At 36.0% G+C, this 24669-nt stretch carries 26 protein-coding genes; 10 read left to right on the forward strand and 16 right to left on the reverse strand.

The genetic code is table 11. From position 1 onward, the window contains the following. Positions 1 to 107: 107 nt before the first annotated feature. The 9 genes from ACN1CN_RS12580 (at position 108) to ACN1CN_RS12620 (ending at position 7112) form a co-directional block, all read left to right on the forward strand. Positions 108 to 2267 (forward strand): TonB-dependent receptor, encoded by a 2160-nt coding sequence (locus tag ACN1CN_RS12580; RefSeq protein WP_419135911.1) that lies wholly within the window; start codon positions 108 to 110, stop codon positions 2265 to 2267. A gap of 321 nt (positions 2268 to 2588) precedes the next feature. Then, positions 2589 to 3212 carry a hypothetical protein gene (locus ACN1CN_RS12585; RefSeq protein WP_291286766.1) on the forward strand — a complete coding sequence of 208 codons (624 nt, stop codon included), beginning with the start codon at positions 2589 to 2591 and terminating at the stop codon, positions 3210 to 3212. Positions 3213 to 3232: 20 nt separating this feature from the next. Next, positions 3233 to 4591 carry a 2TM domain-containing protein gene (locus ACN1CN_RS12590; protein WP_264524932.1) on the forward strand — a complete coding sequence of 453 codons (1359 nt, stop codon included), beginning with the start codon at positions 3233 to 3235 and terminating at the stop codon, positions 4589 to 4591. Between the two features lie 2 nt (positions 4592 to 4593). Continuing rightward, a complete protein-coding gene (locus tag ACN1CN_RS12595; RefSeq protein ID WP_264524931.1) occupies positions 4594 to 4908 on the forward strand; it encodes a 2TM domain-containing protein in 315 nt (104 codons plus the stop codon). Next, positions 4898 to 5227, forward strand: a complete 330-nt coding sequence (locus tag ACN1CN_RS12600; protein ID WP_264524930.1) for a 2TM domain-containing protein — start codon at positions 4898 to 4900, stop codon at positions 5225 to 5227. The genes ACN1CN_RS12595 and ACN1CN_RS12600 overlap by 11 nt, the downstream gene beginning before the upstream one ends. Positions 5228 to 5229: 2 nt before the next feature. Further along, on the forward strand, positions 5230 to 5535 hold the full coding sequence (locus ACN1CN_RS12605; RefSeq protein ID WP_264524929.1) for a 2TM domain-containing protein: 306 nt from the start codon (positions 5230 to 5232) through the stop codon (positions 5533 to 5535). 15 nt (positions 5536 to 5550) lie between these two features. Continuing rightward, positions 5551 to 5922, forward strand: a complete 372-nt coding sequence (locus tag ACN1CN_RS12610) for a 2TM domain-containing protein (RefSeq protein WP_264524928.1) — start codon at positions 5551 to 5553, stop codon at positions 5920 to 5922. A gap of 17 nt (positions 5923 to 5939) precedes the next feature. Then, positions 5940 to 6308: a 2TM domain-containing protein gene (locus tag ACN1CN_RS12615; protein ID WP_419135913.1), complete on the forward strand. Its 369-nt coding sequence runs from the start codon at positions 5940 to 5942 to the stop codon at positions 6306 to 6308. A gap of 36 nt (positions 6309 to 6344) precedes the next feature. After that, entirely contained in the window at positions 6345 to 7112 is a 768-nt protein-coding gene (locus ACN1CN_RS12620) for a LytR/AlgR family response regulator transcription factor (RefSeq protein WP_419135914.1), read from the forward strand. A gap of 384 nt (positions 7113 to 7496) precedes the next feature. Here ACN1CN_RS12620 and ACN1CN_RS12625 read toward each other — a convergent pair whose 3' ends face one another. Together ACN1CN_RS12625 and ACN1CN_RS12630 are read right to left on the reverse strand one after the other, a co-directional pair. Beyond that, positions 7497 to 8522: a COX15/CtaA family protein gene (locus ACN1CN_RS12625; RefSeq protein ID WP_419135915.1), complete on the reverse strand. Its 1026-nt coding sequence runs from the start codon at positions 8520 to 8522 to the stop codon at positions 7497 to 7499. Positions 8523 to 8545: 23 nt separating this feature from the next. Beyond that, complete coding sequence (locus tag ACN1CN_RS12630) at positions 8546 to 10003, reverse strand: CCA tRNA nucleotidyltransferase (protein WP_291286772.1); 1458 nt, start codon at positions 10001 to 10003, stop codon at positions 8546 to 8548. Between the two features lie 514 nt (positions 10004 to 10517). Between ACN1CN_RS12630 and yaaA the strand changes: the two genes are divergently transcribed. Beyond that, entirely contained in the window at positions 10518 to 11276 is a 759-nt protein-coding gene (gene yaaA / locus ACN1CN_RS12635; protein WP_419135916.1) for a peroxide stress protein YaaA, read from the forward strand. Between the two features lie 195 nt (positions 11277 to 11471). Here the strand turns inward: yaaA and ACN1CN_RS12640 are convergent, their stop codons facing one another. The 14 genes from ACN1CN_RS12640 to ACN1CN_RS12705 all read right to left on the reverse strand — a co-directional run bounded on the left by ACN1CN_RS12640 (position 11472) and on the right by ACN1CN_RS12705 (position 24430). After that, the gene (locus ACN1CN_RS12640) at positions 11472 to 13061 is read right to left on the reverse strand and encodes an MDR family MFS transporter (protein ID WP_419135917.1); all 1590 of its coding nucleotides are present in this window, start codon (positions 13059 to 13061) and stop codon (positions 11472 to 11474) included. A gap of 3 nt (positions 13062 to 13064) precedes the next feature. Further along, positions 13065 to 14144 carry an HlyD family secretion protein gene (locus tag ACN1CN_RS12645; RefSeq protein ID WP_264524921.1) on the reverse strand — a complete coding sequence of 360 codons (1080 nt, stop codon included), beginning with the start codon at positions 14142 to 14144 and terminating at the stop codon, positions 13065 to 13067. 12 nt (positions 14145 to 14156) lie between these two features. After that, positions 14157 to 15485: a TolC family protein gene (locus ACN1CN_RS12650; protein WP_419135918.1), complete on the reverse strand. Its 1329-nt coding sequence runs from the start codon at positions 15483 to 15485 to the stop codon at positions 14157 to 14159. After that, positions 15475 to 16104 (reverse strand): TetR/AcrR family transcriptional regulator, encoded by a 630-nt coding sequence (locus ACN1CN_RS12655; RefSeq protein WP_264524919.1) that lies wholly within the window; start codon positions 16102 to 16104, stop codon positions 15475 to 15477. Before ACN1CN_RS12655 ends, ACN1CN_RS12650 begins: the two co-directional genes overlap by 11 nt. A gap of 229 nt (positions 16105 to 16333) precedes the next feature. Continuing rightward, on the reverse strand, positions 16334 to 16738 hold the full coding sequence (locus ACN1CN_RS12660; RefSeq protein ID WP_419135919.1) for a hypothetical protein: 405 nt from the start codon (positions 16736 to 16738) through the stop codon (positions 16334 to 16336). Positions 16739 to 16754: 16 nt separating this feature from the next. After that, complete coding sequence (gene trpA / locus ACN1CN_RS12665) at positions 16755 to 17516, reverse strand: tryptophan synthase subunit alpha (protein WP_419135920.1); 762 nt, start codon at positions 17514 to 17516, stop codon at positions 16755 to 16757. A gap of 62 nt (positions 17517 to 17578) precedes the next feature. Continuing rightward, positions 17579 to 17896 carry a gamma-glutamylcyclotransferase family protein gene (locus ACN1CN_RS12670; protein ID WP_419135921.1) on the reverse strand — a complete coding sequence of 106 codons (318 nt, stop codon included), beginning with the start codon at positions 17894 to 17896 and terminating at the stop codon, positions 17579 to 17581. A 13-nt stretch (positions 17897 to 17909) separates the two neighbouring features. Further along, a complete protein-coding gene (trpB, locus tag ACN1CN_RS12675; protein ID WP_291286776.1) occupies positions 17910 to 19091 on the reverse strand; it encodes a tryptophan synthase subunit beta in 1182 nt (393 codons plus the stop codon). Then, complete coding sequence (locus ACN1CN_RS12680; protein ID WP_419135923.1) at positions 19081 to 19743, reverse strand: phosphoribosylanthranilate isomerase; 663 nt, start codon at positions 19741 to 19743, stop codon at positions 19081 to 19083. The genes trpB and ACN1CN_RS12680 overlap by 11 nt, the downstream gene beginning before the upstream one ends. A 123-nt stretch (positions 19744 to 19866) precedes the next feature. Then, positions 19867 to 20646, reverse strand: a complete 780-nt coding sequence (gene trpC / locus ACN1CN_RS12685) for an indole-3-glycerol phosphate synthase TrpC (protein WP_419135924.1) — start codon at positions 20644 to 20646, stop codon at positions 19867 to 19869. Between the two features lie 74 nt (positions 20647 to 20720). Next, entirely contained in the window at positions 20721 to 21713 is a 993-nt protein-coding gene (gene trpD / locus ACN1CN_RS12690; protein WP_419135925.1) for an anthranilate phosphoribosyltransferase, read from the reverse strand. Positions 21714 to 21807: 94 nt separating this feature from the next. Continuing rightward, the gene (locus tag ACN1CN_RS12695) at positions 21808 to 22374 is read right to left on the reverse strand and encodes an anthranilate synthase component II (RefSeq protein ID WP_264524911.1); all 567 of its coding nucleotides are present in this window, start codon (positions 22372 to 22374) and stop codon (positions 21808 to 21810) included. An 87-nt stretch (positions 22375 to 22461) separates the two neighbouring features. Then, positions 22462 to 22908 (reverse strand): hypothetical protein, encoded by a 447-nt coding sequence (locus ACN1CN_RS12700; protein ID WP_419135926.1) that lies wholly within the window; start codon positions 22906 to 22908, stop codon positions 22462 to 22464. A 121-nt stretch (positions 22909 to 23029) separates the two neighbouring features. Continuing rightward, positions 23030 to 24430 (reverse strand): anthranilate synthase component I family protein, encoded by a 1401-nt coding sequence (locus ACN1CN_RS12705; protein ID WP_264524909.1) that lies wholly within the window; start codon positions 24428 to 24430, stop codon positions 23030 to 23032. Positions 24431 to 24669 lie beyond the last annotated feature (239 nt).

Here is a 24669-nt window from a genome sequence, read left to right on the forward strand (position 1 = left end):
AATAAGTAATTTACAACTCATCCTTAAAATTCTACAATTGGGTTATTTAATATTTTTTAACAAGAAATGTTAAAATACATTTGCTTCATCAAAAACTAATAAATACCATGAAAACCAAAATTACTTTTATTTTATTATTACTAAGTACTTTTTCTTTTGCCCAGAATACTATTTCAGGAAAAGTTGTTGATCAAAAGGGAAAGCCGGTTCAGGGCGCGAATATTTATATAGATGGAACTTATGACGGAGCTACTAGTTCTGAAACGGGTAACTTTTCGTTCGAAACCACTGAAAAAGGAAATAAATTTTTAGTAGTGAGTTTTTTGCTTTTTGAAACTTTTAAACAGGAAATTGATGTAGCCAATTATAAAGATCAAATCGTAAAACTTAGAGAAAATGTAAATGCTCTTGATGCGGTAGTGATTACTGCCGGAACATTAGAATCGGGTGATAAAGCGAGGGTTTCGGTTTTAAAACCTTTAGATATTGTAACCACCGCAGGATCGGCCGGAAATATTATTGCAGCACTGCAAACTTTACCGGGAACACAAACGGTTGGTGAAGACGGACGTTTATTTGTTCGTGGGGGTGAAGCAAGCGAAACACAAACTTTTGTAGACGGGCTTCGCGTCGCACAACCTTATGGAGCAACAACCAATAATTTGCCAACCCGTAGCAGATTCTCTCCGTTTTTGTTTAGTGGAATTGCTTTCTCCACCGGAGGATATTCAGCCGAGTACGGTGAAGCGTTGTCAAGTGTTTTGTTGTTGAACACACAGGATGAACCGGACCAGAATAAAACCGATATTGCTTTAATGACCGTAGGTTTAGGAGTAGGAAATACGCAAAAATGGAAAAAAAGCTCGTTCAGTATCAATACGAATTATATTAATCTGGCTCCTTATCAGGCCGTGATTCCACAAAATGTAGATTGGAACAATCCGTATCAGTCATTGGGAGGAGAAGCCGTGTATCGCTATCATTTTGAGAGAGGAATTTTTAAACTGTATGCCGCTTTTGATGCTGAAAAATTCGATCTGAACCAAAAAAATGTCAATTTTGTTGATCCGATAAGAACGGATTTAGACAATAATAACTTTTACCTGAATGCTTCTTATAAAGGAGATTTTGGAACGGGCTGGCAATTGACATCAGGAGTTAGTTACGGTTACAGTAAAAACAAAATCAAATTTGATATTAATGATGTAGACAGCAATGAGAATGCGGCACAGCTTAAATTGAAACTGAGAAAAAACATCTCAAATTACTTTAAATTGTCTTTCGGAGCAGATTATTTTATTACAAAATTTAATGAAAATTATACCGATAACATTGCTATCAAAACGGCAAATGGTTACGATTCAAACATTGCGGCTTTTTACACAGAAGGCGATATTTTATTCTCGAAAAAACTGGCCGCAAAAGTGGGTTTCAGACTTTCGAATAATAGTTTGTTAGACGAGACCAATATTGCTCCAAGAGCTTCTATTGCTTATAAAGTTTCAAAAAACAGTCAGTTTTCATTTGCCTATGGAGATTTTACACAAACGCCGGTAGTCGATTATATTAAATACTCAAAATACCACCAGTTTGAAAGCGAAAAGGCAAGACATTATATTTTAAATTACCAGTTTACAAAACCGGGACAGACTTTTAGAGCCGAGGCCTATTATAAAGATTACAGCAATTTAGTACAGTATGATACAAGAGATATTCAGTACAATTCGGCCTTCAATAATAACGGTTCGGGATATGCCAAAGGATTGGATTTGTTTTGGAGAGATAGCAATTTGCATAAAAATCTGGAGTATTGGATTTCTTATTCGTATATCGATTCAGAGCGACAATACAAGAATTTTCCAAACATGGTAACCCCAAGTTTTGTTGCCAATCATAGTTTGTCAGTCGTGACGAAATATTTTATTACCGACTGGAAATCTCAGATTGGTTTTACCAACAGTTTCAGCTCAGGACGTCCGTACAACGACCCAAATCAGACGCAATTCATGAACGGAAAAACAAAAGCATATAATAGTTTGAGTTTCAACTGGGCTTATTTGTTAACCACGCAAAAGATTCTGTATTTCTCTGTTTCAAACCTATTAGGAACTCAAAATGTCTTCGGATACGATTACGCCAGAAACCCTGATACAAACGGAGTTTACAACAGACAAGCCGTAATACCAACTGCTGACCGCTTTTTCTTCGTAGGTTTCTTCTGGACCATCAGCCAGAATAAAAACGAGAATCAGTTGAAGAATCTCTAAGGTGCTAAGGTTTCTTCTAAATAGCTCAGTGTCGTAATAACTTAGTCCCTTAGCCTCTCAGAACCTTAGCTCCTCAAAAAGAACAATTCAGTCACCAAAATCAACAACTCGGTATCATTTAATTTTAAAAGAATAAAATCCGATATACTTTTGAAGAGTAAATTAAAAGGAACACAGAAATAGAGGTTAAGAATAAGAAAATCAAATCTTTGCCCCTTTGTCACTCTGAACCTTTGAACCTAAAAAAAGAGAGTTTTAATCATCAATAAAATTTAGAATTTTAAAATCACAAAATAGTAACAACTTTAAAAACAAGAAATCATGACCAAGATTATTACAATTATTACCTTATTTGTTTGTAGTTTAATATCTGCACAAACACAGTTTGAACAAGGAATGGGAAAAGCTTTCGGGCTTTGGAAAGAAGGAAAGAATACGGAAGCTTCGGCATTGTTTGAAAGAATTGCTGCAGCAGAAAAAACAAGTTATTTGCCTAATTATTATGTAGCCTTAATCAACACTACAGCAGCATTTTCTGAAAAAGACAAAACAAAAATTGATTTATTACTGACCAAAGCACAGGATGCACTCGATACCGAATTGATTAAAGATCAAAATAATGCCGAATTGTATGCGATGCAGGCTTTGATTTATACCGCCTGGGTAGTCGCTGACCCGATGACAAACGGAATGAAATATTCGGCTAAAGTGATGGAAGCTTACGCTAAAGGAAAAGCGATCGATCCAAATAACCCGAGAATTGTTTTTGGTGAAGCGGATTATGAAATAGGAGGAGCAAAATGGTCAGGTGTGGATACCAAACCGTTATGTGCACAAGTGGATAAAGCTGTCGAACTTTTTGCTACTTTTAAACCGGCGACACCTTTTTCTCCAAAATGGGGATTAGAAAGAGCTTTGGAAACTCAGAAAAATTGTAAAAAATAATTTAATACCAATAGTATAGAATGAAAGATCATAGAAACTCGTTTGCTGAATTAAAAAGTGGAACCATCATGTGTTTCAAGATTTCTATGGTCTTTACCGTTTTGTTCTGCGCTTTTTTAGGCACCGATTTAAACGTAAAAAATGTACTGTTTACCTTCGGAATAAGCTGCCTTTATTCTTTCGGACTGGGCTTTGGCAATGGATTTATCAACGTTCTTTTAGATAAAAAGTGGGATTGGCTCGAACAAACTAATCTGAGAGTGTATTACGGAATTTTGATCACCGTACTTTATACCGTTCCTGTAGTTTTGGGAATCAATTATATAGTATGTGTATTTGTTCAGCATCTTCCGCCGGATCAGTTTTTTAGCGAAAGAATGATTTGGGCACATCTTTTCTACGTGATTTTGTCTTTAGGAGTTTCCACTTTCATGCAGGCACGAAGTTTTATGGTAAAATGGAAACAGGCATCCAAATTTGAAGTAACCCAACAAAAGATTATTGCAGGAACGGCAAATGCCAAATTCGAAAGTTTAAAAAATCAGATCGACCCACATTTTCTTTTTAATAGTTTAAACGTTCTTAGTTCTTTAATCGAAGAGAATCCGGATAATGCGCAGCGATTTACGACTTCGTTATCTAAAATTTATCGCTACGTTTTAGAGCAAAAGGATAAGGAATTGGTTTCTGTTGAAGACGAATTGTCGTTTGCTAAAACCTATATGAATTTGCTCAAAATGCGATTCGAAAATAGTTTGTTTTACGAATTACCAACTACAGACATTAATCCGGAGGCCAAGGTAGTTCCGCTCTCGCTGCAGCTTTTATTAGAAAACACGGTAAAACACAATATCGTCAGCGAGCAAAAGCCATTGCATATCAGGATTTTTATAGACGGAGATTATCTGGCCATACAAAACGATTTTCAGAAAAAAGAAGTTTTGCAGGACCGACAGGGAGTAGGATTGCAAAACATTGTTAACCGCTATTCAATTGTAACCAACAGAAAGGTTTTGATTGAGCAAAATGAGAAAAATTTCACCGTTAAAATTCCAATTTTAACCAAACAAATTACAGTTATGGAAACAAGTGCAGAATATAGTGACGAAAATAAAGCCTATTTCAGAGCTAAAAAGAGAGTAGAAGAGCTAAAAGGTTTTTACGGTAACGTAATTTCATATTGTTGTGTGGTACCATTTTTAATTTTTATAAATTTGAGGTACTCTCCTGGATTTCAATGGTTTTGGTTCTCGGCTTTAGGCTGGGGGTTTGGAGTGGTGATGCATGCTTTTAAAGTTTTTGGTTACAGCTCAGATTGGGAAGAACGAAAAATCAGAGAGATTTTGGAGCGCGAAAACAAGCAAAAAAACTGGAAATAGCTATGGAACCGGATTATACAGAAGCAGAACGTCTTTATCGGGCCCGAAAAAAAGTAAAAGAAATTAGAGAGTTTTACGAACATTTGACCGTTTTCATACTTGTAACCATCATTTTAATAACGATAAATCTCTTGACTTCGCCCGGTTATTTGTGGTTTGTCTGGTGCGTACTGGGCTGGGGAATAGGTTTAGTGCTACACGGATTGTCAGTATTTAATATCCCGCCTTTTTTTGGAAAAGACTGGGAAGAAAAGAAAATCAAGGAAATTTTAGAAAAAGAAAGACTAAGAAAATCTGAAAATAATTATGGAAACTAATTTTAATAAAGAACAGGAAGATTTCGAATTTCAAAAGATGGCAAGTAAAAAAGTCGTAAAGTTAAAGGCTTTTTACACTCATATGTTTCTTTACATCGTTGGTGTTATACTTTATGTCTTAAAAGATTATGTCGGACTTCCTCTTAATATCTTTCCCGTAAAATATCTGAACGGATTGGTAATGTGTATTTGGACTACTGCTTTTCTGGTATCGGCAATAGATATATTCGCTTCTTTTAAAATTTTTGGAGAAGAATGGGAAGAGCGTAAGATGAAAAGTATTTTAGAGAAAAAAGAAAAAAAACAAAAATGGGAGTAATCATGGAAGTAAATTTGAATGAAGAGGATAAATATTATCTCGCCAAAAAGAGAGTTGAGGAAATCAAAGGTTTTTACGGTAATTTAACGGCATTTGTAGGTGTAAATCTTGTCCTGATTTTTGTCAACTTATATACATCACCAGGGTATTTATGGTTTTATTGGCCATTAATGTGGTGGGGAGTTGGAGTCGTTTTTCACGGACTGAAAGTTTTTAAAGTATTTCCGGTTCTTGGAAAAGACTGGGAAGAACGAAAAATCAAAGAACTGATGGAGAAAGAAAGGGAGACTAAAAGTAAATGGAAATAATACAATCAAGGTAAAATGAGACGATATAGAAGAGACAGGTACAACGATTACAGAGATGAATTTAGTACAGACGAAAGCTATAATTTAGCATACCGAAAAGTGAAAAGGATTAAAGGCTTTTACTCACACTTAAAAGTTTATTTAATTGTAAATGTCATCATTGTGGTTTCCAATGTAAACAGAGACTACTTTGGACATAGTGCTTATGAAAACGGATTATTGGATTGGCGTACCTATTCGACCGCAATATGTTGGGGAATAGCTTTGGTAATTCACGCATTGACAGTGTTTGGGCCTGATCTTTTTTTCAGCAGCGAATGGGAGCAAAAAAAGATCCAAAAATATATGGAAAGAGATGCCCAAAACAACAATACAAAATGGCAATAATTTTAAATTAAAATAAAATGGGACAATTTAGAAGACAGATGTACGAAGATTACGCACAAGAATTTAGTACAGACGAAAGTTTCAATTTGGCATACAAAAAAGTAAAAAGAATTAAAGGATTTTATTCGCATTTAAGAGTTTATGTAATGGTGAACATTATCATCATTATTTCAAGTCTGAATAAACCTTATATGGTCGATCACTTTGTCATAAGAGGGTTTAGAGATTGGGAGATCTATTCAACTGCCTTTTTCTGGGGAATTGCTTTAGCGATCCATGCCTTTTCAGTTTTCGGACCAGATCTCTTTTTCAATAAAGATTGGGAGCAAAAGAAAATTCGAAAATATATGGAGAGAGAGACTCAGAATAAAAATAAATGGAAGTAATTTTAGACTAAATTTTAATTTTTGCATCTTAACTAAATGACCACATTAATTATAGAGGACGAAAAACCGGCAGCAAGATTGTTGCAACGAAAACTCGAAAAGCTGGATATTGCTGTAGAGACCATGTTACACTCTGTCGAAGAATCAATTTATTGGTTTGCGAATAATGAACATCCGGATTTAATATTTCTTGATATTCAGTTATCTGATGGTTTGTCGTTTGAAATTTTCGAAAAAATAAATATTCAAAGTGCGATCATTTTTACCACGGCCTATGACGAGTATGCCTTGAAAGCATTCAAATTAAACAGTATCGATTATCTTTTAAAACCAATTGACGAAGATGATCTCGAAGTTGCTGTTGCAAAATTTAAAACCAGATTACCAAAATCAAATGCTGAAACTTCAAACCTGCAGCTTGATTTTGAACAAATTCGTCAAATATTGTCAAACCCTTTTGAAAAGAATTATAAAAAACGATTTACAGTTAAAATCGGCCAACATTTAAAAGTTATTACTACAGACGAAATCGAGTGTTTTTTTAGCGAAAACAAAGGAACCTACATTCATACTTTCGACAATAGAAATTATCTAATCGATTCGACTTTGGAAATTCTGGAACAGGAAATAGATAAAAAAGATTTCTTCCGCGTTAGCCGGAAATTTATCGTTCCGCTTACCGCTATTAAAGAAATTCAGGTGTATACCAATTCACGCCTAAAAGTAATTTTACCGACTTACAAAGAAGATGAGGTAATTGTGAGCCGCGAGAAAGTACAGGATTTTAAAAACTGGCTAGGGTAAAATTTTTTAATAAATGTATCGTTCCTACGGAACTTTATTGTTGGTTGCCTTTATTTTTCAATGGATTAAAATCCATTGTTACAATATTTATCATTCCTTCGGAATTATATAATGTGTTGAAAAGGGTTTCAATAATTAAGATAGAGAGCCATCGGCTCGGCGCATTTTGTAGAGCCGTGGGCTCGGATCATATTCTAGATTATAATGTGTTTGAGCGGTTTCAATGATTAGGGCAGATAGAGCCATCGGCTCGGCGCATTTTGTAGAAGTGGATTTTAATCCGCTAAAAAAAAGGTTTTCAATATGGAGAGCCGTGGGCTCGGGACATATTCTAAATAAAAAAGAGCTGGAATTTCCCAGCTCTTTTTAGTATAATTTAAACGATTATTTACTCAATCGGTGCAAGGTATAGTTCATGGCACTCAAAAGGAAAAAAGCCATAATTTGATGAATTAATCCGAGTGCTAAAGGAACACTATATAAAAGTGTAAATACGCCCAGTAAAAATTGAATAAAAACAAAAACTACGAGAACTTTGATTCCGTTTGATTGATTTCTTGTCAATGAAAACTGGGTGCCTTTGTAATATAAGAAAAGGATAAGAGCCACTACTACATAAGCAAAAGTTCGATGTACAAACTGAACACCGCTTTTTCCTTCAATTAAGTTTTTGACCAAAGTAGACTGTTCAATAAATACAGAGTCGTGTATAAATTGCCCGTCACTCATCAAAGGCCAGTGATTGTGTATTAAACCTGCATTAAGTCCGGCAACAAACCCACCGTAAATGATTTGAATAAGTAAAGCCACCAAAGAGAATCTTGCAATATTGCGAAGTGGAATTACTTTATAAACATTGCGTTCCGGATAAATTAAATCTAAGGCTACCCACAAAGTGTAAGCAAAAGTAATAAAGGCAAAAGTAAGGTGTAATGAAAGTCGGAAATGGCTAACGTCCGGATTGTCAATTAATCCGCTGCGTACCATAAACCATCCCAGAAAACCCTGGAAACCTCCCATTGCCAGAAGAACAATACATTTGTTTATGGTTGGACGATCCAGTTTTTTTCGGATCAAAAAATAAACAAAAGGAACAAAGAAAACCAGTCCGATAATACGGCCGATGAAACGGTGAAACCACTCCCAGAAATAGATGAATTTATAATCTGAAAGCTGAAAATCGTTGTGTATGTTGATTTTTTGATATTCAGGGAACTTCTTGTACTGCTCAAAAGCTTCATTCCATTTTGCTTCTGTCAATGGAGGAAAAGTATCCGTTACCAAATGCCAGTCGGTCATAGACAAACCTGAATTTGTCAAGCGCGTAATTCCGCCTACAACAACCATTAAAAACAATAAAACACAACCTGATAGCAACCAAATGATTACTGATTTATTTCCTTTTTTCATTTTATAAAATAATACTTAATTCCCTATATTTTTTTTAAGCCTAATTTTTCAGCTCTTTTAATAACAAAATCATAAGCAGCCTGATATTCATTCGGAATATCACCTTCGAGGATCGCTTCTTTCACAGCCTCTTTCAAAATCCCGATTTCTCGTGAAGGTTTCAGATCGAAGATTTCCATAATTTCTTCACCGGAAATTGGCGGTTGAAAATTACGAACATGATCACGCTCCTCGACTTCAACAATTTTTCTGCGAACGAGCTCGAAGTTTTTATGGTATTTTTTAAACTTTGACGGATTTTTGGTCGTAATATCTGCCTCACACAAAGTCATTAAATTTTCGACATCTTCTCCGGCATCAAAAACCAAACGGCGCACTGCACTGTCGGTTACCACATCATCCGCCAGGACAATTGGACGTGAACTCATCACAACCATTTTTTGCACAAATTTCATTTTGTGATTCAAAGGCATATGCAGACGTTCAAAAATCTTTTTGGTCATTTTTCCACCTAAAAACTCATGTCCGTGAAAAGTCCAGCCTTGTTTTTTGTTGAAACGTTTTGTTGGTGCTTTTCCGATATCGTGTAATAAAGCCGCCCAACGCAACCAGACATCGTCTGTATTTGGACAAATATTATCAACCACTTCAAGCGTGTGGTAGAAGTTATTTTTATGGGTATGGCCTTCAATTTCTTCGACCTGATTCAATGCCGTTAACTCCGGTAAAATTAGATCTAAAAGTCCTGTTTTGTACAAAAGTAAAAAGCCGGTTGAAGGTTTAGGAGTTGATAGAATTTTGTTTAATTCGTCAACGATTCTTTCGCCTGAAATAATTTTGATGCGATCGGCATTTTTTGTGATGGCGTTTAATGAATTTTCCTCGATTTCGAAATTCAACTGTGTTGCAAAACGAATCGCACGCAGCATGCGCAGCGGATCATCAGAATAAGTAATATCCGGATCCAAAGGCGTTTTGATGATTTTATTTTCTAAATCGGTCAAACCATTAAAAGGATCGGAAAGATCTCCGAAGTTTTTTTCACTCAGGGATAAGGCCAAAGCATTAATGGTAAAATCCCGACGATTTTGATCGTCTTCCAGCGTTCCGTTTTCAACTAGAGGATTTCGACTGTCAGAACTATAAGATTCTTTTCTGGCTCCAACAAATTCAATATCGGTATCTTCAAAACGAAGCATTGCCGTTCCGTAAGTTTTAAAAACCTGAACTTTTGGTTTATTTGGAAGTAAATCAGAAACCTTAAGTGCCAATTCGATACCGCTACCTACAGCAACAACATCAATATCTTTCTTAGAGCCTCTGTTTAAAAGTAAATCCCGAACAAACCCTCCGATAACGTAACTATCGACGTTGAGTTCCTGAGATGCTTTCGAAATGATATCGAAGATTTTTGGTTGTAATGCAGTTTTATAATTTGTTTGTATAGCCACGAATTCACTAATTTTTAAATAAAAAAACATTTTCAATTTCTAAGAAATGAAATGCAGGCAAATTTACAACATAGAAAATGCCTATTATAATCTAAGGCTCACTTTTTTGAATAAATTCACAGTTTGAGCGCTGGAATTTTGTTAAAAGGAAAAAGGTTGCCACGAATTGCACGAATTTGCACAAATTTGCACGATTTTTTTGCCACAGATTAAAAGGATTTTCACAGATTTTTTAATCCTTCTAATCTTTTAATCTGTGGCGAAAATTAAGATTTATAATGTGAAGAGGTGAAGCAATTCACAGTTTGAGAGCAGGAATTTTGTTAAAAGAAAAAAGGTTGCCACGAATTACACGAATTTGCACATTTTTTTAATCCTTCTAATTCTTTTCATCTGTGGCGAAAATTTCGGCAATGTATATAAAGGAAAAATTCGTGCGATTTGTGGCGAAAAGAAACATTTATAATACAATCGAACAAATCAATTCGGATCTGTTATTTTTAGAATTTCAATTTGTATTTTTGAAGGATATAAAAATGCACACATGAAAATTGTTATATCGCCTGCGAAGTCATTAAATTTCGAAAAAGAATTACCTACAACTCAATATACAGAACCTGCTTTTTTAAAAGAAGCGCGTGTGGTTCATAAAATATTAAAGACTAAAAAACCTGCCGAATTATCTGAATTAATGTCTATTTCAGATAAATTATCTGATTTGAACTGGAAGAGAAATCAGGATTGGAAAACGCCATTTACACCCGAAAATGCCCGTCCGGCAGTCTATACTTTTGATGGAGATGTTTATACTGGTCTGGATGCTTATAGTATTCCGGTAGAGAAACTGGAGGTGCTACAGAATAAACTCCGAATCTTATCAGGGCTTTACGGAGTTTTGAAACCCCTGGATTTAATGCAGGCTTACCGTTTAGAAATGGGAACAAAATTGCCTGTAGGGGAGTATAAAAACCTGCACGAGTTCTGGAAACCAACAGTTACAAAAGCACTAAATAAAGAATTGACAAAAGGGGAATTGTTTGTGAATTTAGCCAGTAACGAATATTTTTCAGCAGTTGATGTAAAAGCGTTAAAAGTTCCTGTAATTACACCAGACTTTAAAGATTATAAAGATGGAAAATTAAAAATAATTAGCTTCTTTGCCAAGAAGGCGAGGGGAATGATGGTTCGCTATATTATCGATACCAATGCTGAAACGATTGAAGATTTAAAAGGATTTAATTACGAAGGATATCAGTTTGACGCTAATCTTTCGAAGGGGAATCATCTGGTTTTTACGAGATAGGTTTTTTAAAGGTGCTGAGGGACTAAGATGCTGAGGTGCTAAGGTTTTTTACGAAAGAGCTGTAGGATTGAAATGTATTGTAGCCAGGGATTTCAATCCCTGGGAATTTAGAGGGATAGCACAAATAATGACAAAAAATAAACGCCGAGTTACAGGAATGAACTCGGCGTTTTGCGTATTATAAATCAATTATTATTAATGCATTGCATCAGCAGGATTAATTTTGTTTTTCCCTTTTTTGATTAAAAGAATAATTGGGATACAGCATAAGAACATAATTCCGAGATACATGAAAATGTCCATGTATGCCATTACGGTACTTTGTTTCAATACAGAATATTCCAGAGCCTGATAGGCTTTTTTCAGTGCAACATCGGCTGAATATCCTTTAGACATAAAGGCTCTCTGCATTCCCGCAATACGTTGTTGTACATCGTATTTTGCGGGATCTAAATTGGTAAGTAAGTTTACTCTGTGTTCCTGACTCAAACGGGTGATGAAAGTGGTGATGATGGCAATACCAAAAGAACCACCTAATTGTCGCATCATTCCGGTAAAAGCAGCTCCTTCACCAATATGTTTTCCTTTTAAGGTCGAAAGAGATAGGGTGGTAATAGGTACAAAAAGCAGTCCCAAACCAATTCCTCTTAAAATTAACGGCCAGTACATATGTTCAACACCAGTATCAGGAGTCATTCGGGTTTGCATCATAAAGGTAAAGAAAAAGAAAACAAGGAATCCTACTCCTACCATATACCCCTGAGGAATACCTCTCTGGATCATATTCCCCACAAAAGGCATCATGATTGCCGTGGTAATCGATCCAGGAATCAATAATAAACCGGCATCTGTTGCAGTCCATCCTAAAATAGATTGCGTGTAGATTGGGATAATTAAAGTCGATCCGTACAGACCGAAACCAAGAATAAAACACATTACGGTTCCAATTCTAAGATTTCCATCCTTTAAAACACTTAAATTTACGATTGGATGTTTATAAGTAAGCTCTCTCCAAACAAATAAAATTAATCCAAGAACCGTAACCACACTTAATGTTACAATAGTCGAATCGTTGAACCAATCGTCTTGTTGCCCATGCTCCAGAACGAATTGCAAAGATCCGATAAAGGCCGCAAGCAATATAATTCCCCACCAGTCTACCTGATTGGCTTTTAATTTTTCTCCGTATTTTGGACTTCTTACGAAAGTTAATGCTAAAATAGTAGCAATAATTCCCAACGGAATATTGATGTAAAAGATATAAGGCCAGGAGTAGTTGTCTACCAAATATCCGCCTAATGGCGGACCTAAGGTTGGACCTACAATTACACCCATTCCGTAAATCGCCTGAGCCATTCCACGTTTTGCTACGGGATAACTTTCGGTAATAATCGTTTGGGCAGTTACCAGTAAGGCTCCTCCACCCATACCCTGTACAAACCTAAAAGCGACAAGTTCCCATATATTACTGGCGTTACCGCATAAGAAGGAGCAGACTGTAAATATTATGATCGAAGCCACAAAATAATTACGTCTTCCAAATTGTTGCGAAAGCCAGCTCGTCATCGGAATTACAATTACATTCGCGATTGCGTATGCTGTAATTACCCAGGCCACATCAGTTAAAGTAGCACCAAGGCTACCTCGCATGTCTGTTAGTGCTACGTTTACAATGGTCGTATCTACGATTTCAAGCAAGGCACAAAGTACCGCCGTAATCGTGATTATGACACGTCTGTATCCGTATTCTACTAAATCGTCATCTGCTTGTACTGCTGTTGCCATATTTTATTTTAAATGTACATCTACATCAACATTCATCCCTGGTCTTAGTAATTTTACTTTCTCCGGATCATTTGATTCATCCAAACTAATTTTCACAGGTAATCTCTGGATTGTTTTAACGAAGTTACCAGTTGCATTATCAGGTGGCAATAAAGAAAAACGAGATCCCGTTGCAGGAGAAAAAGAAGTTACCGTTCCTTTGAACTCATATTTTGGATAAGCGTCAACTTTTAAGCTTACTTTTTGTCCCACAACCATTTTATTTAATTGTGTTTCTTTAAAGTTAGCTACAACCCACGCTTCGTTGTTGTTGATGATATAAAATAAAGATTGTCCCGGCTGAACCAATTGCCCAGGCTGAATATCAACTTTAGAAACCTGACCGTCTATTGCAGCAGTTACAACCGTATAACTAAGGTTTAAATGAGCAACATCTAACATTGTTTTTGCTTTTTTGATGTTGGCAGCAGCCACTTCAGTTTGCTTGTCAGAAGCTTTAGATTTAGATTCAATTACCGATTTTTGGTAAGAACTTGCTCTTTGTTGTTGCTCTAAAACACGTACCTGATTTTCGGCTTCTTCTTTAGCAGTTAAGGCCTGCTCGTATTGTTGTTTTGTAATCGTATGAGTTTTGTACAAATTGTTGTAACGGTTATAGTCGCTTGTAATTTGTCTCAATCTGATTTTGGCACTTTCAATAGAACCTGTTGCCGATCTCATATTTGCGTCTGAAACTGAGATACTTGCATTTGCACTTCCGATATCAGCTTTTGCAGCTTCGTACTGACCTTCGGCACCTAACAAAGCAGCATTTGCCTCGTCAATTTTTAATTGATAATCTCTTTTGTCAATCGTAAATAAAGTATCTCCTTTTTTTACAAAGTCGTTATCTTTTACATACACTTTGCTAATATAGCCCGATACTCTTGGGATAATCGGATTCATTTTTTTCTCAATCTGAGCATCGTCCGTTTCTTCGTGAGCTAAAGAGTGCATGTACTTTGTTATTCCGTAAGTTCCGCCCACTAAAATCAAAACGGTTAGTATAATGATGAATTTAGTATTTGTTTTTTTCTTTTCCATGAGAGCTGTCGATTATATTTTAGAAAGATTGAATGATTGTGATAATTGTCCTGATACTGAAAGTAATTCGTAATATTTTTGGATAATAGTAGCTTTCGATAAAGCAGTGTTTATTTTAGCACTTAAATGTTCTACGTCAGCTTCAACCAAATCATTAGTGTCTGACAACCCATTATCAAATTTATCTTTTACCAGTCTGTAGTTTTCCGTAGCTTGTTGAAGTGCTTCGTCATAAACTACACTCTGATTGATCGCTAAGTCATAATCTTCAATAGATTTCTGAACTTCGATTTTAATACGATCCGTCATAATTGCTTCAGAGTTTTTGGCTTCAAGTGCTTTACTTTCTGCTACTTTTACCGAAGCACTGTTTTTATAGATGCCTGATAAATCATAGGTTAAACCTACTCCAAAATTCATAGCATATTTTACCGTAATAAAGTCTTTCAAATCAAAAGCGGTATAACCACCCAATAAGGCAAGAGAAGGATAATAACCGGCTTTTGCTATTTTGATATTGGCCTCACTTGCTTTTTGTTGAAAACGAATCGCTTCTAAATCTTTTCTGTTCTCCAGTGCCAATGCATCTGATGTTGGTGCATTGTTGGTTTTTAAATTGAAGAAATCAGCTTCGTTAACCTGAAGTTTTACACTTGGCTCCAGTTTTAATAGCGTAGTCAGGTAGAAATTAATATTATTGATGTTGTTGTTTGCTTCATCAATAGATAATTGCGTTTTTGAAACCAATAATTGCGCTTTCAATAAATCGTTTCTCGGGATAATTCCGTTCTTCTCTAATTCCGTAAAGTCAGTAACACGCTGTTTGGCCTGTTTTTGATTTTCGTTCAAAAGATCCAGTGTTTTTTGGGCCTTGTACAAAGCGGTATAATAGGTAACCACACGTAAAGCTACATCCTCTTTTGTTTTTTCGGCGTAAGCAGTTTCAGCTTCGTATAAGTTATCGGAAGCCTTAATGCTGTTCTGAATTTTGAATCCTGAGAATATTGGTAAACTAAGATTAGCCATTCCTATCAATGCCTGATCCGGAGATGCCATTGGTCCTGAATTTGCCTGATCACCATTATTGTGCATGTCGATAGAAGCTTTTGTCAGTCGTTGGTACTGGCCAGAAATTTTCAGGTCAGGATATTGATGATTTTTAACCTCTTGCAGTTCGTATTTTTTCGAGTTTACCTTAGTATTGGCAAGCGTAACTTCGTTGCTTTTTTCCCAAGCCATTTTCACGGCCTCGTCTAAGGTTAAACTTGTTTTTTCTTGTGCTTCTATTGACGAAATTCCGATGAAGAAAAGGCCAAAGAGCATTAATTGATTAATTTTCATAAACAAGTAGAGCTTTTATAGTTTGTTGAATGTGCTTTGTGAGACTGTTTTTGATGTAATCGTTGTACATCGCTTCTGTTTTTAAATTTAATAGTTCCTCAAAAAAAGGCCTATTCATATGAAAGTGAAAAAAGGTTCCAATAATAGTGGGAGTAATAAGCGGAATAATTACATCTTTTCTAAATACTCCTTTAGACTGACCTTGTGTAATAATACTTTCAACAGATTTTAAGTTTCCTTTTTTAAGTTCTGTAAAGGCAATCATGCTTTTTTCTCTTTTTTTAGAGTTGAGTTCAAAGTGTAAAACTCTGAAAATCCCTTTATTACAACTTATTCTGGTGATGTAAATTTCGATTAATTTATTGACTTTATCGAGAGGTTCGATATTTTCCTGTAATAAATTTTCGAGTTGTAGTTTTAAATCGGCAGTTTTGTAAATAATGAGAGCTTCCAACAGTCTTTCTTTAGAGCCAAAATAATACGAGACCATTGCAATGTTGATTTTTGCGTGTTTGGAGATGTCTCGTATTGAAGTACCTTCAAATCCTTTTTCAGAGAATAGCTTTTCAGCGACTTCCAGAATCTGAATTTTTTTGTCGTTTAATTCGAAGTTTAACATGGTATTGTTTCTAATCGGGTACAAAATTAAACAACCGTTTAATTTAAACAGTTGTTTAATTTTGTTTTAACAAAATATTAACATAAAGCAACGGGGTCGTCTTATGTTAAATTATGCTATTTGTAAGGCAGTATTAAGGCATAAAAAAAGCTGAACCTATTAGTTCAGCTTTAAGTTTTGCACAATTTTGTGATTCCAATGAGAGGAGGAATCTTCACAATATCATACTTTAATCTTCCTCTATTTTGTAATCGGTAAAAGTATAAGAGTTATCTTTTTTACCCATTAATTCAATTGATTTAAAATTTACGGTATTATCGTTGGCTACTTCATAATTGTAAACATCAATTACGCCATCATAATTATGTAACTCGTAATATTTTCCGTTTTCGACCCACCATTTTCCATTTTCTGTGGCTTGAGTGACTTCTCCAGCTCGATTTATCACGATAAATAATAATGTGCTTGTTCCATCTGCAAATTTACATGAAACCCAATATTTTTTTATTCCTTTTTGTTGTTGCCCAATTTCAGAGCCTTTCCAACAGCCTACTAATTTTGGATCGTAACTTTTTTGGCTAAAAGTTAAATTTGAGAGTAATAAAAATGATGCGATTAGAATCAGTTTTTTCATGATTTTTTTTGTAAAACTAATAAATTTCCCCAACAAATTCTTCAATTTTTCCAGAGCCGTTTTCGCTTAAATGTTTGATGAAAGCACTTCCAATAATAGCTCCTTTTGCAAACTTAGTAGCCTGATCGAATGTTTCTTTATTTGAAATTCCAAAGCCTACAATTTGTGGGTTTTTAAGATTCATTTGGGCAATTCTTTCGAAATAGCTTTCCTGAATATTTCCAAAACCTGCCTGAGAACCGGTTACACTTGCAGAACTTACCATATAAATAAAGCCGTTTGAAACGCTGTCGATAAAACGAATGCGTTCGTTTGAAGTTTGCGGGGTAATTAAAAAGATATTGATTAAGCCGTATTTTTCAAAAATCGCTTTGTATTGTTCTGCGTAAACATCTACCGGTAAATCCGGAATAATTAATCCGTCGATACCAATTTCGGCGCATTTTTTACAAAACTCTTCGATACCGTATTGTAACATCGGATTGAAATATCCCATGATAATCAACGGAATCTTTACGCTTTCGCGAATATCTTTCAGCTGCTCGAAAAGAATTTTAGTCGTCATTCCATTGTGAAGCGCCTGCGTAGAACTCGCCTGAATGGTCGGGCCATCAGCTAAAGGATCACTAAATGGCAAACCAATTTCGATTAAGTCGACACCATTTTTTTCTAAATCCTGAATGATCTGAACGGTATCATTTAAGTTTGGGTATCCGGCTGAGAAATAAATAGAAAGTATCTTTTTATCTTCTTGTAATTTTTGAGTTATTCTGTTCATTTTTAGTATATTTTAATTAAACCTGACAGGTTTTTGAAACCTGTCAGGTTTGTTTTCGATTATTAGTTTTCGATATAAACCCAGGCAACTACTCCGGAGTTTAGGGTTACCTGAATTCTTTTGTAAGCATTGGATTCGAATAAATCTACTTTAGCCAAATCAGAACCTGAAATATCGAAAACAACACCGTGTATAGGATCTGAAGGAGCTTCGGTTGGTACCACGACAACATAATCTGCCATTCCAAATTCTTCTTCTATTCGCAGACTTTTCAGCCTGTGACCAAGCAGTTGATCCGGAGTGCCGACTAACAATTTCTTAAAGAGTCGCATCTGAATTTCTTTTGACCGTAATGTTCCGTAAGAGAATAACTTTTCCATAGTTGCTATTGTATTACAATTTAAAATACTCAATATAATTGTCTAAATCCTTGTCTCCACGACCAGAAAGGCTAATCACCACAATGTCGGTTGGTTTGAATTTCTTCTGATCTAAAACAGCAAAGGCATGTGCGCTTTCGATTGCAGGAATAATTCCTTCTAATTTGGTAAGCTGCAACCCAGCATTCATAGCATCATCATCCGTAACAGAGAAGAACTCTCCACGACCGCTTTGTGCCAAATGCGCATGCATAGGACCAACTCCCGGATAATCAAGTCCCGCAGAAATGGAATAAGGTTCGGTAATTTGTCCGTCAGGAGTTTGCATCAAAAGGGTTTTACAACCGTGAATAATACCTACTTTTCCTAATTTACTCGTTGCAGCACTGTGCCCACTGTCAACCCCTTTTCCGGCTGCTTCCACTGCAATGATTCCAACTTCGGGTTCGTGTAGAAAGTGATAGTAGGTTCCGGCCGCATTACTTCCGCCACCAATACAGGCTACGACATAATCCGGGTTTTCACGTCCTTCTTTCTCTTTCAGCTGCCATTTGATTTCTTCTGAAATGACACTTTGAAAACGGGTTACCATATCAGGATAAGGATGTGGTCCAATTGCCGAACCTATAATATAATGAGTGTCTACCGGATTGTTGATCCAGTCACGAATTGCTTCATTGGTTGCATCCTTTAATGTTTTGGAGCCTGAAAGTGCCGGACGAACTTCGGCACCCAACATTTTCATACGGGCCACGTTTGGTGCCTGACGTGCGATGTCAATCTCACCCATATACACGATACATTCCAATCCCATTAAAGCACAAACTGTAGCAGTGGCCACACCATGCTGACCTGCACCCGTTTCGGCAATAATTCTTTTTTTACCCAGACGTTTTGCTACCAAAATCTGTCCGATCGTATTGTTGACTTTATGTGCTCCGGTATGGTTTAAATCTTCTCTTTTCAGATAGACCTTTGTATTGTATTTTTCTGATATTCGCTTGGCAAAATAAAGCGGACTTGGGCGGCCTACATAATCTTTTAATAATTGGTCAAATTCGGCCTTAAAATCAGGTTCGCTTGTTATTTTTAAGTAATTCTGACGTAATTCTTCTACATTCGGATACAGCATTTCGGGAATATAAGCCCCTCCAAATTCTCCGTAATATCCTTTTTCGTTCACATTATAGTTCATTGTATAATTGTTTAGGGTTTAAAGTCGCAGGTTTTAGGTTTTTCTGAAACTTTCTTAATAGACTTATATTTTTCAATCCCGGCTCTGTCTCAAATTTACTGTTTACATCTACAGCATAAATAGGAATTTTGAGATTTTTTATGGCAGGTACTTCTTCAATTCCAATGCCACCACTTAAGAAAATAGGTTTCTCCGATTTATAATTTTCTAATATTTTCCAGTCAAATGTGGTTCCGTTTCCTCCGGGTAGTTTTCCTTTTGTATCAAACAGAAAATAATCACATACGTTTTCAAAAGGGGTTAAAACTTCAAAATCAAAATTATCATCAATAGAGAATGTTTTTATGATTTCGATGGTAACATCAATTTTGGCATCAATTTTAGCTTTTAATTCCTGACAAAATTCAACAGATTCTTTTCCGTGTAACTGAACGGCTTGTAAATGATATTTGTCTGCTTTTGATAGAATACCATCAACGGTTTCATCCACAAAAACTCCCGTTTTTTTTATGGTATGAATCAATTCCGGAATCGTTCCGTCAAAATAGCGAGCGGATTTTTCCCAGAAAATAAATCCCATATAGTCGGGCAGGAGTGCTCCTGTCTCGAGTACATTGTCGGGATATTTCATACCGCAGATTTTTAGTTTCATTTTTTTTTATGCTTTAGGCAATAGGCAGTAAGCTATACGCTTTTGCTGCATGCCGTATTATTTTTTATCGATTGGTTAGAGTTTAAGCAATAAGCTTTAGGCTTACGGCTTATAGCCTAAAGCTTACAGCTGTTGAATAAATTCAGTTGCTGCCTGCCCGGCATTCTCTGTTTTCATGAAATTTTCACCTATCAGAAAACCATTATAACCGTAAGGTCTTAGTTCGGAAATGGCTTCAATAGTTGAAATTCCGCTTTCAGAAACCTTTACAAAATCATCCGGAATCTGTGATGCCAGTTGTTTGCTGAAGTCCAGACTTACTTCGAAGGTTTTCAGGTTTCTGTTGTTCACCCCAAGCATATCCAGGCTTGGCATGATCGATTTCTCTAATTCTTCCTGATTGTGTACTTCCAGTAAAACTTCTAAACCTAACTGTTTTGCAAATTCCGATAAGGATTTTATCTCTTCCCGGGTTAAAACCGCTGCAATAAGAAGGATTAAATCTGCTCCATACGCTTTGGCTTCTAAAATCTGATATTCATCAACGATAAATTCTTTTCGCAAAAGCGGAATATTTACGCTGGCTCTTGCTAAAAGTAAATCGTCTAAAGAACCTCCGAAATACTTCCCGTCGGTTAAAACTGAAATTCCGCATGCACCGGCATTTTCATATCCTTTAACCACTTCTTCAACGGTAAAACTCTGATTGATTACAGCTTTTGAAGGAGAGCGGCGTTTGTGTTCGGCAATAATTCCTGTCGAACTTGTTCTTAGTTTTTGACTTAAAGAAATCGTTTCTCTTCCAAAAAATACGGAAGCCTCCAATTGCGAAACCGGAATGATGGATTTCTTCAGAACGACTTCTCGTTTTTTATCTACAATTATTTTATCTAGAATGTTCATTGTTGTATTTGTTTCAGGTTTTAAGTTTCAGGTTCGCTTCAATAACTTGAAACCTGAAACTTAAAACAATTTTTTTACCTGCTTAATTCTTGTAATTTTTTAAGTACCTGATGTCCTTTTCCGGAAAACAGACTTTCTTTGGCCTGTTTAAAGCCTTCTTGCGGAGAACATTTTGTTACCGTCGAAATCGCCATTGCGGCATTTACGCAAACCACATTGTTTTGTGCTTCGCTTCCTTTACCGGAAATAATATTGACAAACATATCTGCTGATTCTTCAATTGTTCGTCCTCCTTCAATCTCTCTTTGTGATAGAAGACGAACGTTAAAATCCTCAGGTTTTAACATACCTTCCATATCACTTGTAATGATTTTTGTCGGACCTGTTAACGATATTTCGTCATAACCGTCAAGCGAATGCAGGATGGTAAAATTCACATCGGTGTTTTGATATAGGTAAGCATACATTCGGGCTAGTTCTAAATTGAAAACACCAACCAGTTGATTTTTAGGAAACGATGGGTTTACCATTGGCCCCAGCATATTGAAAAATGTTTTTACGGCCAGCTCTTTTCTGATTGGTCCGACATTTTTCATAGCAGGGTGAAATAGGGGAGCGTGTAAAACACAAATTCCCGTCTGATCGATACATTTTTCTAAAAATGCAGGATCATTACTGAATTTTATGCCCATTTTCTCCATAACGTTGCTGGATCCGGAAATCGATGAAACACCATAATTTCCGTGTTTTGCCACTTTTACTCCGGCTCCGGCCGCTACAAATGAAGCCAAAGTCGAAATGTTAAACGTATCTTTTCCATCACCACCTGTTCCACACAAATCGATGGCGTTATAGGCTGACAAATCAACGCGAATGCACAATTCTAATAAAGCTTCACGAAAGCCCGAAAGCTCGTCAATTGTAATACTGCGCATCATAAATACGGTCAAAAATGCCGAGATCTGACTTGGATTATAAGCGCCGCTTGAGATATTAATCAATACGTCCTTGGCCTCTTCTTTAGAGAGCACTTCGTGATTGATTAATTTATTTAGTATGTTTTTCATTTTTTTTTAAGTTGCTAAGGTTCTGAGATACTGAGGTTCTAAGGTTTCACTGCGACTGTATACTGTGACTGTATACTGAGACTGCGACTAACTACTAACTCTTTATCCAATTCTCTAAAATCCTTTTTCCATTTGGGGTTAAAACACTTTCGGGATGAAACTGAACGCCTCTAACATCAAAAGTTTTGTGCCTTAACGACATGATTTGTCCGTTTTCATCAACAGAAGTGGCTTCAAGAACATCTGGCAAGTTGGCATCAACAACCCAGGAATGGTATCTTCCTACTTCAAATTCATTTCCTAAACCTTCAAACAAAATTTCGTCTGAAACTACAGTTTTTACATTTGTTGCAACACCGTGATAGACTTTGTCAAGGTTTGAAAGTGTACCTCCAAAAACCTCCCCGATAGCCTGTTGTCCTAAACAAACGCCTAAAATACTTTTTGTTGGAGCGTATTTTTGAATCACGGCTTTCAACAACCCCGCTTCATCCGGAATTCCGGGACCGGGAGAAAGTAATATTTTATCAAAAGAGGCGATTTCTTCAATGTCAAATTCATCGTTTCTGTATACCGTAACTTCACAGTTTAAATCCTCCAGATAGTGTACTAAATTATAAGTGAAACTATCGTAATTGTCTATAACTAATATTTTTTTCATTGTGTTTTTTGTTTCAAGTTTCAGGTTTCAGGTTCCAGATTCCAATAACTTGAAACCTGAAACAAAGAAAACCTGAAACATTTTTTTTTATTTTTCTCGAACGTACTTTTCAGTAATAATACGATCTACGCCTAATTTTTCTATTTTTTCGATTCCCTTTTGAATCAGGGTGTCATTTTTAATTTTTATTACAAACTTAAAAGTATTGTTTTCCCACTGACGGTTGTTAAAGTATTCCAGATTTTCGGTGTAAGTACTATCCTTTAAAGTATATTTTCCACCTCCGCCGAAGAACAAAGCGGTACTGTCTTTTCCGTTGTTCAAATCATGATTGAAAAAAGCAAAATGAGTGTCATTGATAATTTTAATCATTTTTGTTTTTGGATTGAAAGTCGAGAAAGTGGAATCTTTTTCTGTGGTTTCAGCTGATATCAGACGCCAGGTTCCATTTAAAGGAAGTTTGTGTGATTCTTTTTTAGTTTCACAAGAAGCAAATAATACAATAGCAATCAAAAAAGGAATAATGTTCTTCATCGTTTTTTTAGTTTGTGTTTATGGTTGTTTTTTAGTTTTGTTTCAAGTTTCAGGTTCTTTTTGTTTCAGGTTTCAAGTTTCATGTTGTTGCAACGCAAACAAAACCTGAAACAAAAAAAACTTATATTTTCTCCGCCATCTCTAAGGCTGTATTCAATGCTCTTAGTTTGTTGTAAACTTCCTGCATTTCGCTTTCTTCGTCAGAGCTGGCTACAATTCCGGCACCGGCCTGACAGTGCAATTGATGATTTTTGCTCAGGAACGTTCGAATCATAATGGCATGATTGAAATTGCCTTCAAAATCCATGAATCCGATGGCGCCTCCGTAGAAATTACGATTGGTTTTTTCGTAATCTTCAATTAACTGCATGGCTCTGTGTTTTGGAGCACCGCTTAAAGTTCCTGCCGGAAAGGTATCGGCAACTACCTGCATGGTTGTTGCTTTCTCGTGTAAATAACCTGTTACTTTCGAAACTAGGTGAATGACGTGAGAGAAAAACTGAACTTCTCTGTACTTTTCGACTTTTACATCATGTCCATTTCGGCTTAGATCATTTCTGGCCAAATCGACTAACATGACGTGTTCGCTGTTTTCTTTTTTATCTTCTGAAAGCTGTTTGGCCAAAACCGCATCCTGTTCGTCATTTCCGGTTCTTTTAAAAGTGCCGGCTATAGGATGAATTTCTGCTTTTCTGTTTTTTACAATGATTTGTGCCTCAGGTGAAGAACCGAATATTTTGAAGTCGCCATAATCAAAGAAGAACAAGTACGGAGACGGGTTTATACTGCGTAAAGCACGATATACGTTGAATTCATCTCCTTTGAAACCTTGGGTAAAACGACGTGAAAGTACCAATTGGAAAACATCTCCACGGAAACAGTGTTTTTTGGCTAAAGCCACATTGTGTTTGAATTCTTCGTCGGTTAAATTAGAGAAACCTTCACCTTCTTTGGTAAATTTATACGAAGCAATATTTCGGGATTGCAGCAATTGTTCGATTTCCGAAATGTTGTTTTTTCCATCAACGCTGTGGCAAAAAATGTAAGCCTCATTTTTAAAGTGATTGATGGCAATGATGTTTTGATAAACGGCATAAAAAACATCCGGAATTAAAGTAGCCTTGTCTTTTTTGGCAATTGAAACTTTTTCAAAATAACGAACGGCATCGTAAGAAATGTATCCGAACAAACCATTATTGATGAATTTAAAGTCGTTTTTCTCTGATTGAAACTGACTTGAAAATTCCTGAAGTATTTCCGGAATATTTGTTGAACTGTCAATTGAAATTCGCTCCTTAGTTCCGTCAGGAAAAGTTTTTGAAATGGTTTCATTTTCAATTTTAATCGTCGCAATCGGGTTGCAGCAGATGTAAGAGAAACTGTTGTCATTTCCGTGATAATCACTACTTTCCAATAGTAAGCTGTTTGGGAATTTATCCCTGATTTTAAAATAAACACTTACCGGCGTAACGGTATCGGCCAGAATTTGTTTGTAGTGTGTGTTGAGTATAAAAGGTTTCAAAGTATTTCGTTTATTAAGTTTTTACTATTTTTTTTACTTGTGTTTCGACCAAAAAAAAAGGCTTGTCGTGATGACAAGCCTTTTATATTTATAGTTTACAATACCATAGGAAGCTTTGTTCACGACGTTCGACGTAAATTCTTCCACCACCAAGTATTGTTCATTATTGTTTTCATATCTTATTTTGATTTCACAAATATATAAATGTAATTTGAATTACAGGACATAAAAAATCAAAA

The sequence above is a fragment of the Flavobacterium sp. T12S277 genome, from assembly GCF_048514875.1.
Taxonomy (GTDB): domain Bacteria; phylum Bacteroidota; class Bacteroidia; order Flavobacteriales; family Flavobacteriaceae; genus Flavobacterium.

Bases quoted from the DNA above. Each gene is read 5' to 3' on its own strand.
- ACN1CN_RS12585 (WP_291286766.1), top strand. From the start codon at position 2,589: ATGACCAAGATTATTACAATTATTACCTTATTTGTTTGTAGTTTAATA.
- yaaA (WP_419135916.1), top strand. From the start codon at position 10,518: ATGAAAATTGTTATATCGCCTGCGAAGTCATTAAATTTCGAAAAAGAA.
- ACN1CN_RS12670 (WP_419135921.1), bottom strand. From the start codon at position 17,896: ATGGAAAAGTTATTCTCTTACGGAACATTACGGTCAAAAGAAATTCAG.
- trpA (WP_419135920.1), bottom strand. From the start codon at position 17,516: ATGAACAGAATAACTCAAAAATTACAAGAAGATAAAAAGATACTTTCT.
- trpC (WP_419135924.1), bottom strand. From the start codon at position 20,646: ATGAACATTCTAGATAAAATAATTGTAGATAAAAAACGAGAAGTCGTT.
- trpD (WP_419135925.1), bottom strand. From the start codon at position 21,713: ATGAAAAACATACTAAATAAATTAATCAATCACGAAGTGCTCTCTAAA.
- ACN1CN_RS12620 (WP_419135914.1), top strand. From the start codon at position 6,345: ATGACCACATTAATTATAGAGGACGAAAAACCGGCAGCAAGATTGTTG.
- ACN1CN_RS12625 (WP_419135915.1), bottom strand. From the start codon at position 8,522: ATGAAAAAAGGAAATAAATCAGTAATCATTTGGTTGCTATCAGGTTGT.
- ACN1CN_RS12650 (WP_419135918.1), bottom strand. From the start codon at position 15,485: ATGAAAATTAATCAATTAATGCTCTTTGGCCTTTTCTTCATCGGAATT.
- trpB (WP_291286776.1), bottom strand. From the start codon at position 19,091: ATGAACTATAATGTGAACGAAAAAGGATATTACGGAGAATTTGGAGGG.
- ACN1CN_RS12640 (WP_419135917.1), bottom strand. From the start codon at position 13,061: ATGGCAACAGCAGTACAAGCAGATGACGATTTAGTAGAATACGGATAC.
- ACN1CN_RS12700 (WP_419135926.1), bottom strand. From the start codon at position 22,908: ATGAAGAACATTATTCCTTTTTTGATTGCTATTGTATTATTTGCTTCT.
- ACN1CN_RS12695 (WP_264524911.1), bottom strand. From the start codon at position 22,374: ATGAAAAAAATATTAGTTATAGACAATTACGATAGTTTCACTTATAAT.
- ACN1CN_RS12605 (WP_264524929.1), top strand. From the start codon at position 5,230: ATGGAAGTAAATTTGAATGAAGAGGATAAATATTATCTCGCCAAAAAG.
- ACN1CN_RS12580 (WP_419135911.1), top strand. From the start codon at position 108: ATGAAAACCAAAATTACTTTTATTTTATTATTACTAAGTACTTTTTCT.
- ACN1CN_RS12680 (WP_419135923.1), bottom strand. From the start codon at position 19,743: ATGAAACTAAAAATCTGCGGTATGAAATATCCCGACAATGTACTCGAG.
- ACN1CN_RS12630 (WP_291286772.1), bottom strand. From the start codon at position 10,003: ATGTTTTTTTATTTAAAAATTAGTGAATTCGTGGCTATACAAACAAAT.
- ACN1CN_RS12615 (WP_419135913.1), top strand. From the start codon at position 5,940: ATGGGACAATTTAGAAGACAGATGTACGAAGATTACGCACAAGAATTT.
- ACN1CN_RS12610 (WP_264524928.1), top strand. From the start codon at position 5,551: ATGAGACGATATAGAAGAGACAGGTACAACGATTACAGAGATGAATTT.
- ACN1CN_RS12590 (WP_264524932.1), top strand. From the start codon at position 3,233: ATGAAAGATCATAGAAACTCGTTTGCTGAATTAAAAAGTGGAACCATC.
- ACN1CN_RS12655 (WP_264524919.1), bottom strand. From the start codon at position 16,104: ATGTTAAACTTCGAATTAAACGACAAAAAAATTCAGATTCTGGAAGTC.
- ACN1CN_RS12595 (WP_264524931.1), top strand. From the start codon at position 4,594: ATGGAACCGGATTATACAGAAGCAGAACGTCTTTATCGGGCCCGAAAA.
- ACN1CN_RS12645 (WP_264524921.1), bottom strand. From the start codon at position 14,144: ATGGAAAAGAAAAAAACAAATACTAAATTCATCATTATACTAACCGTT.
- ACN1CN_RS12600 (WP_264524930.1), top strand. From the start codon at position 4,898: ATGGAAACTAATTTTAATAAAGAACAGGAAGATTTCGAATTTCAAAAG.
- ACN1CN_RS12660 (WP_419135919.1), bottom strand. From the start codon at position 16,738: ATGAAAAAACTGATTCTAATCGCATCATTTTTATTACTCTCAAATTTA.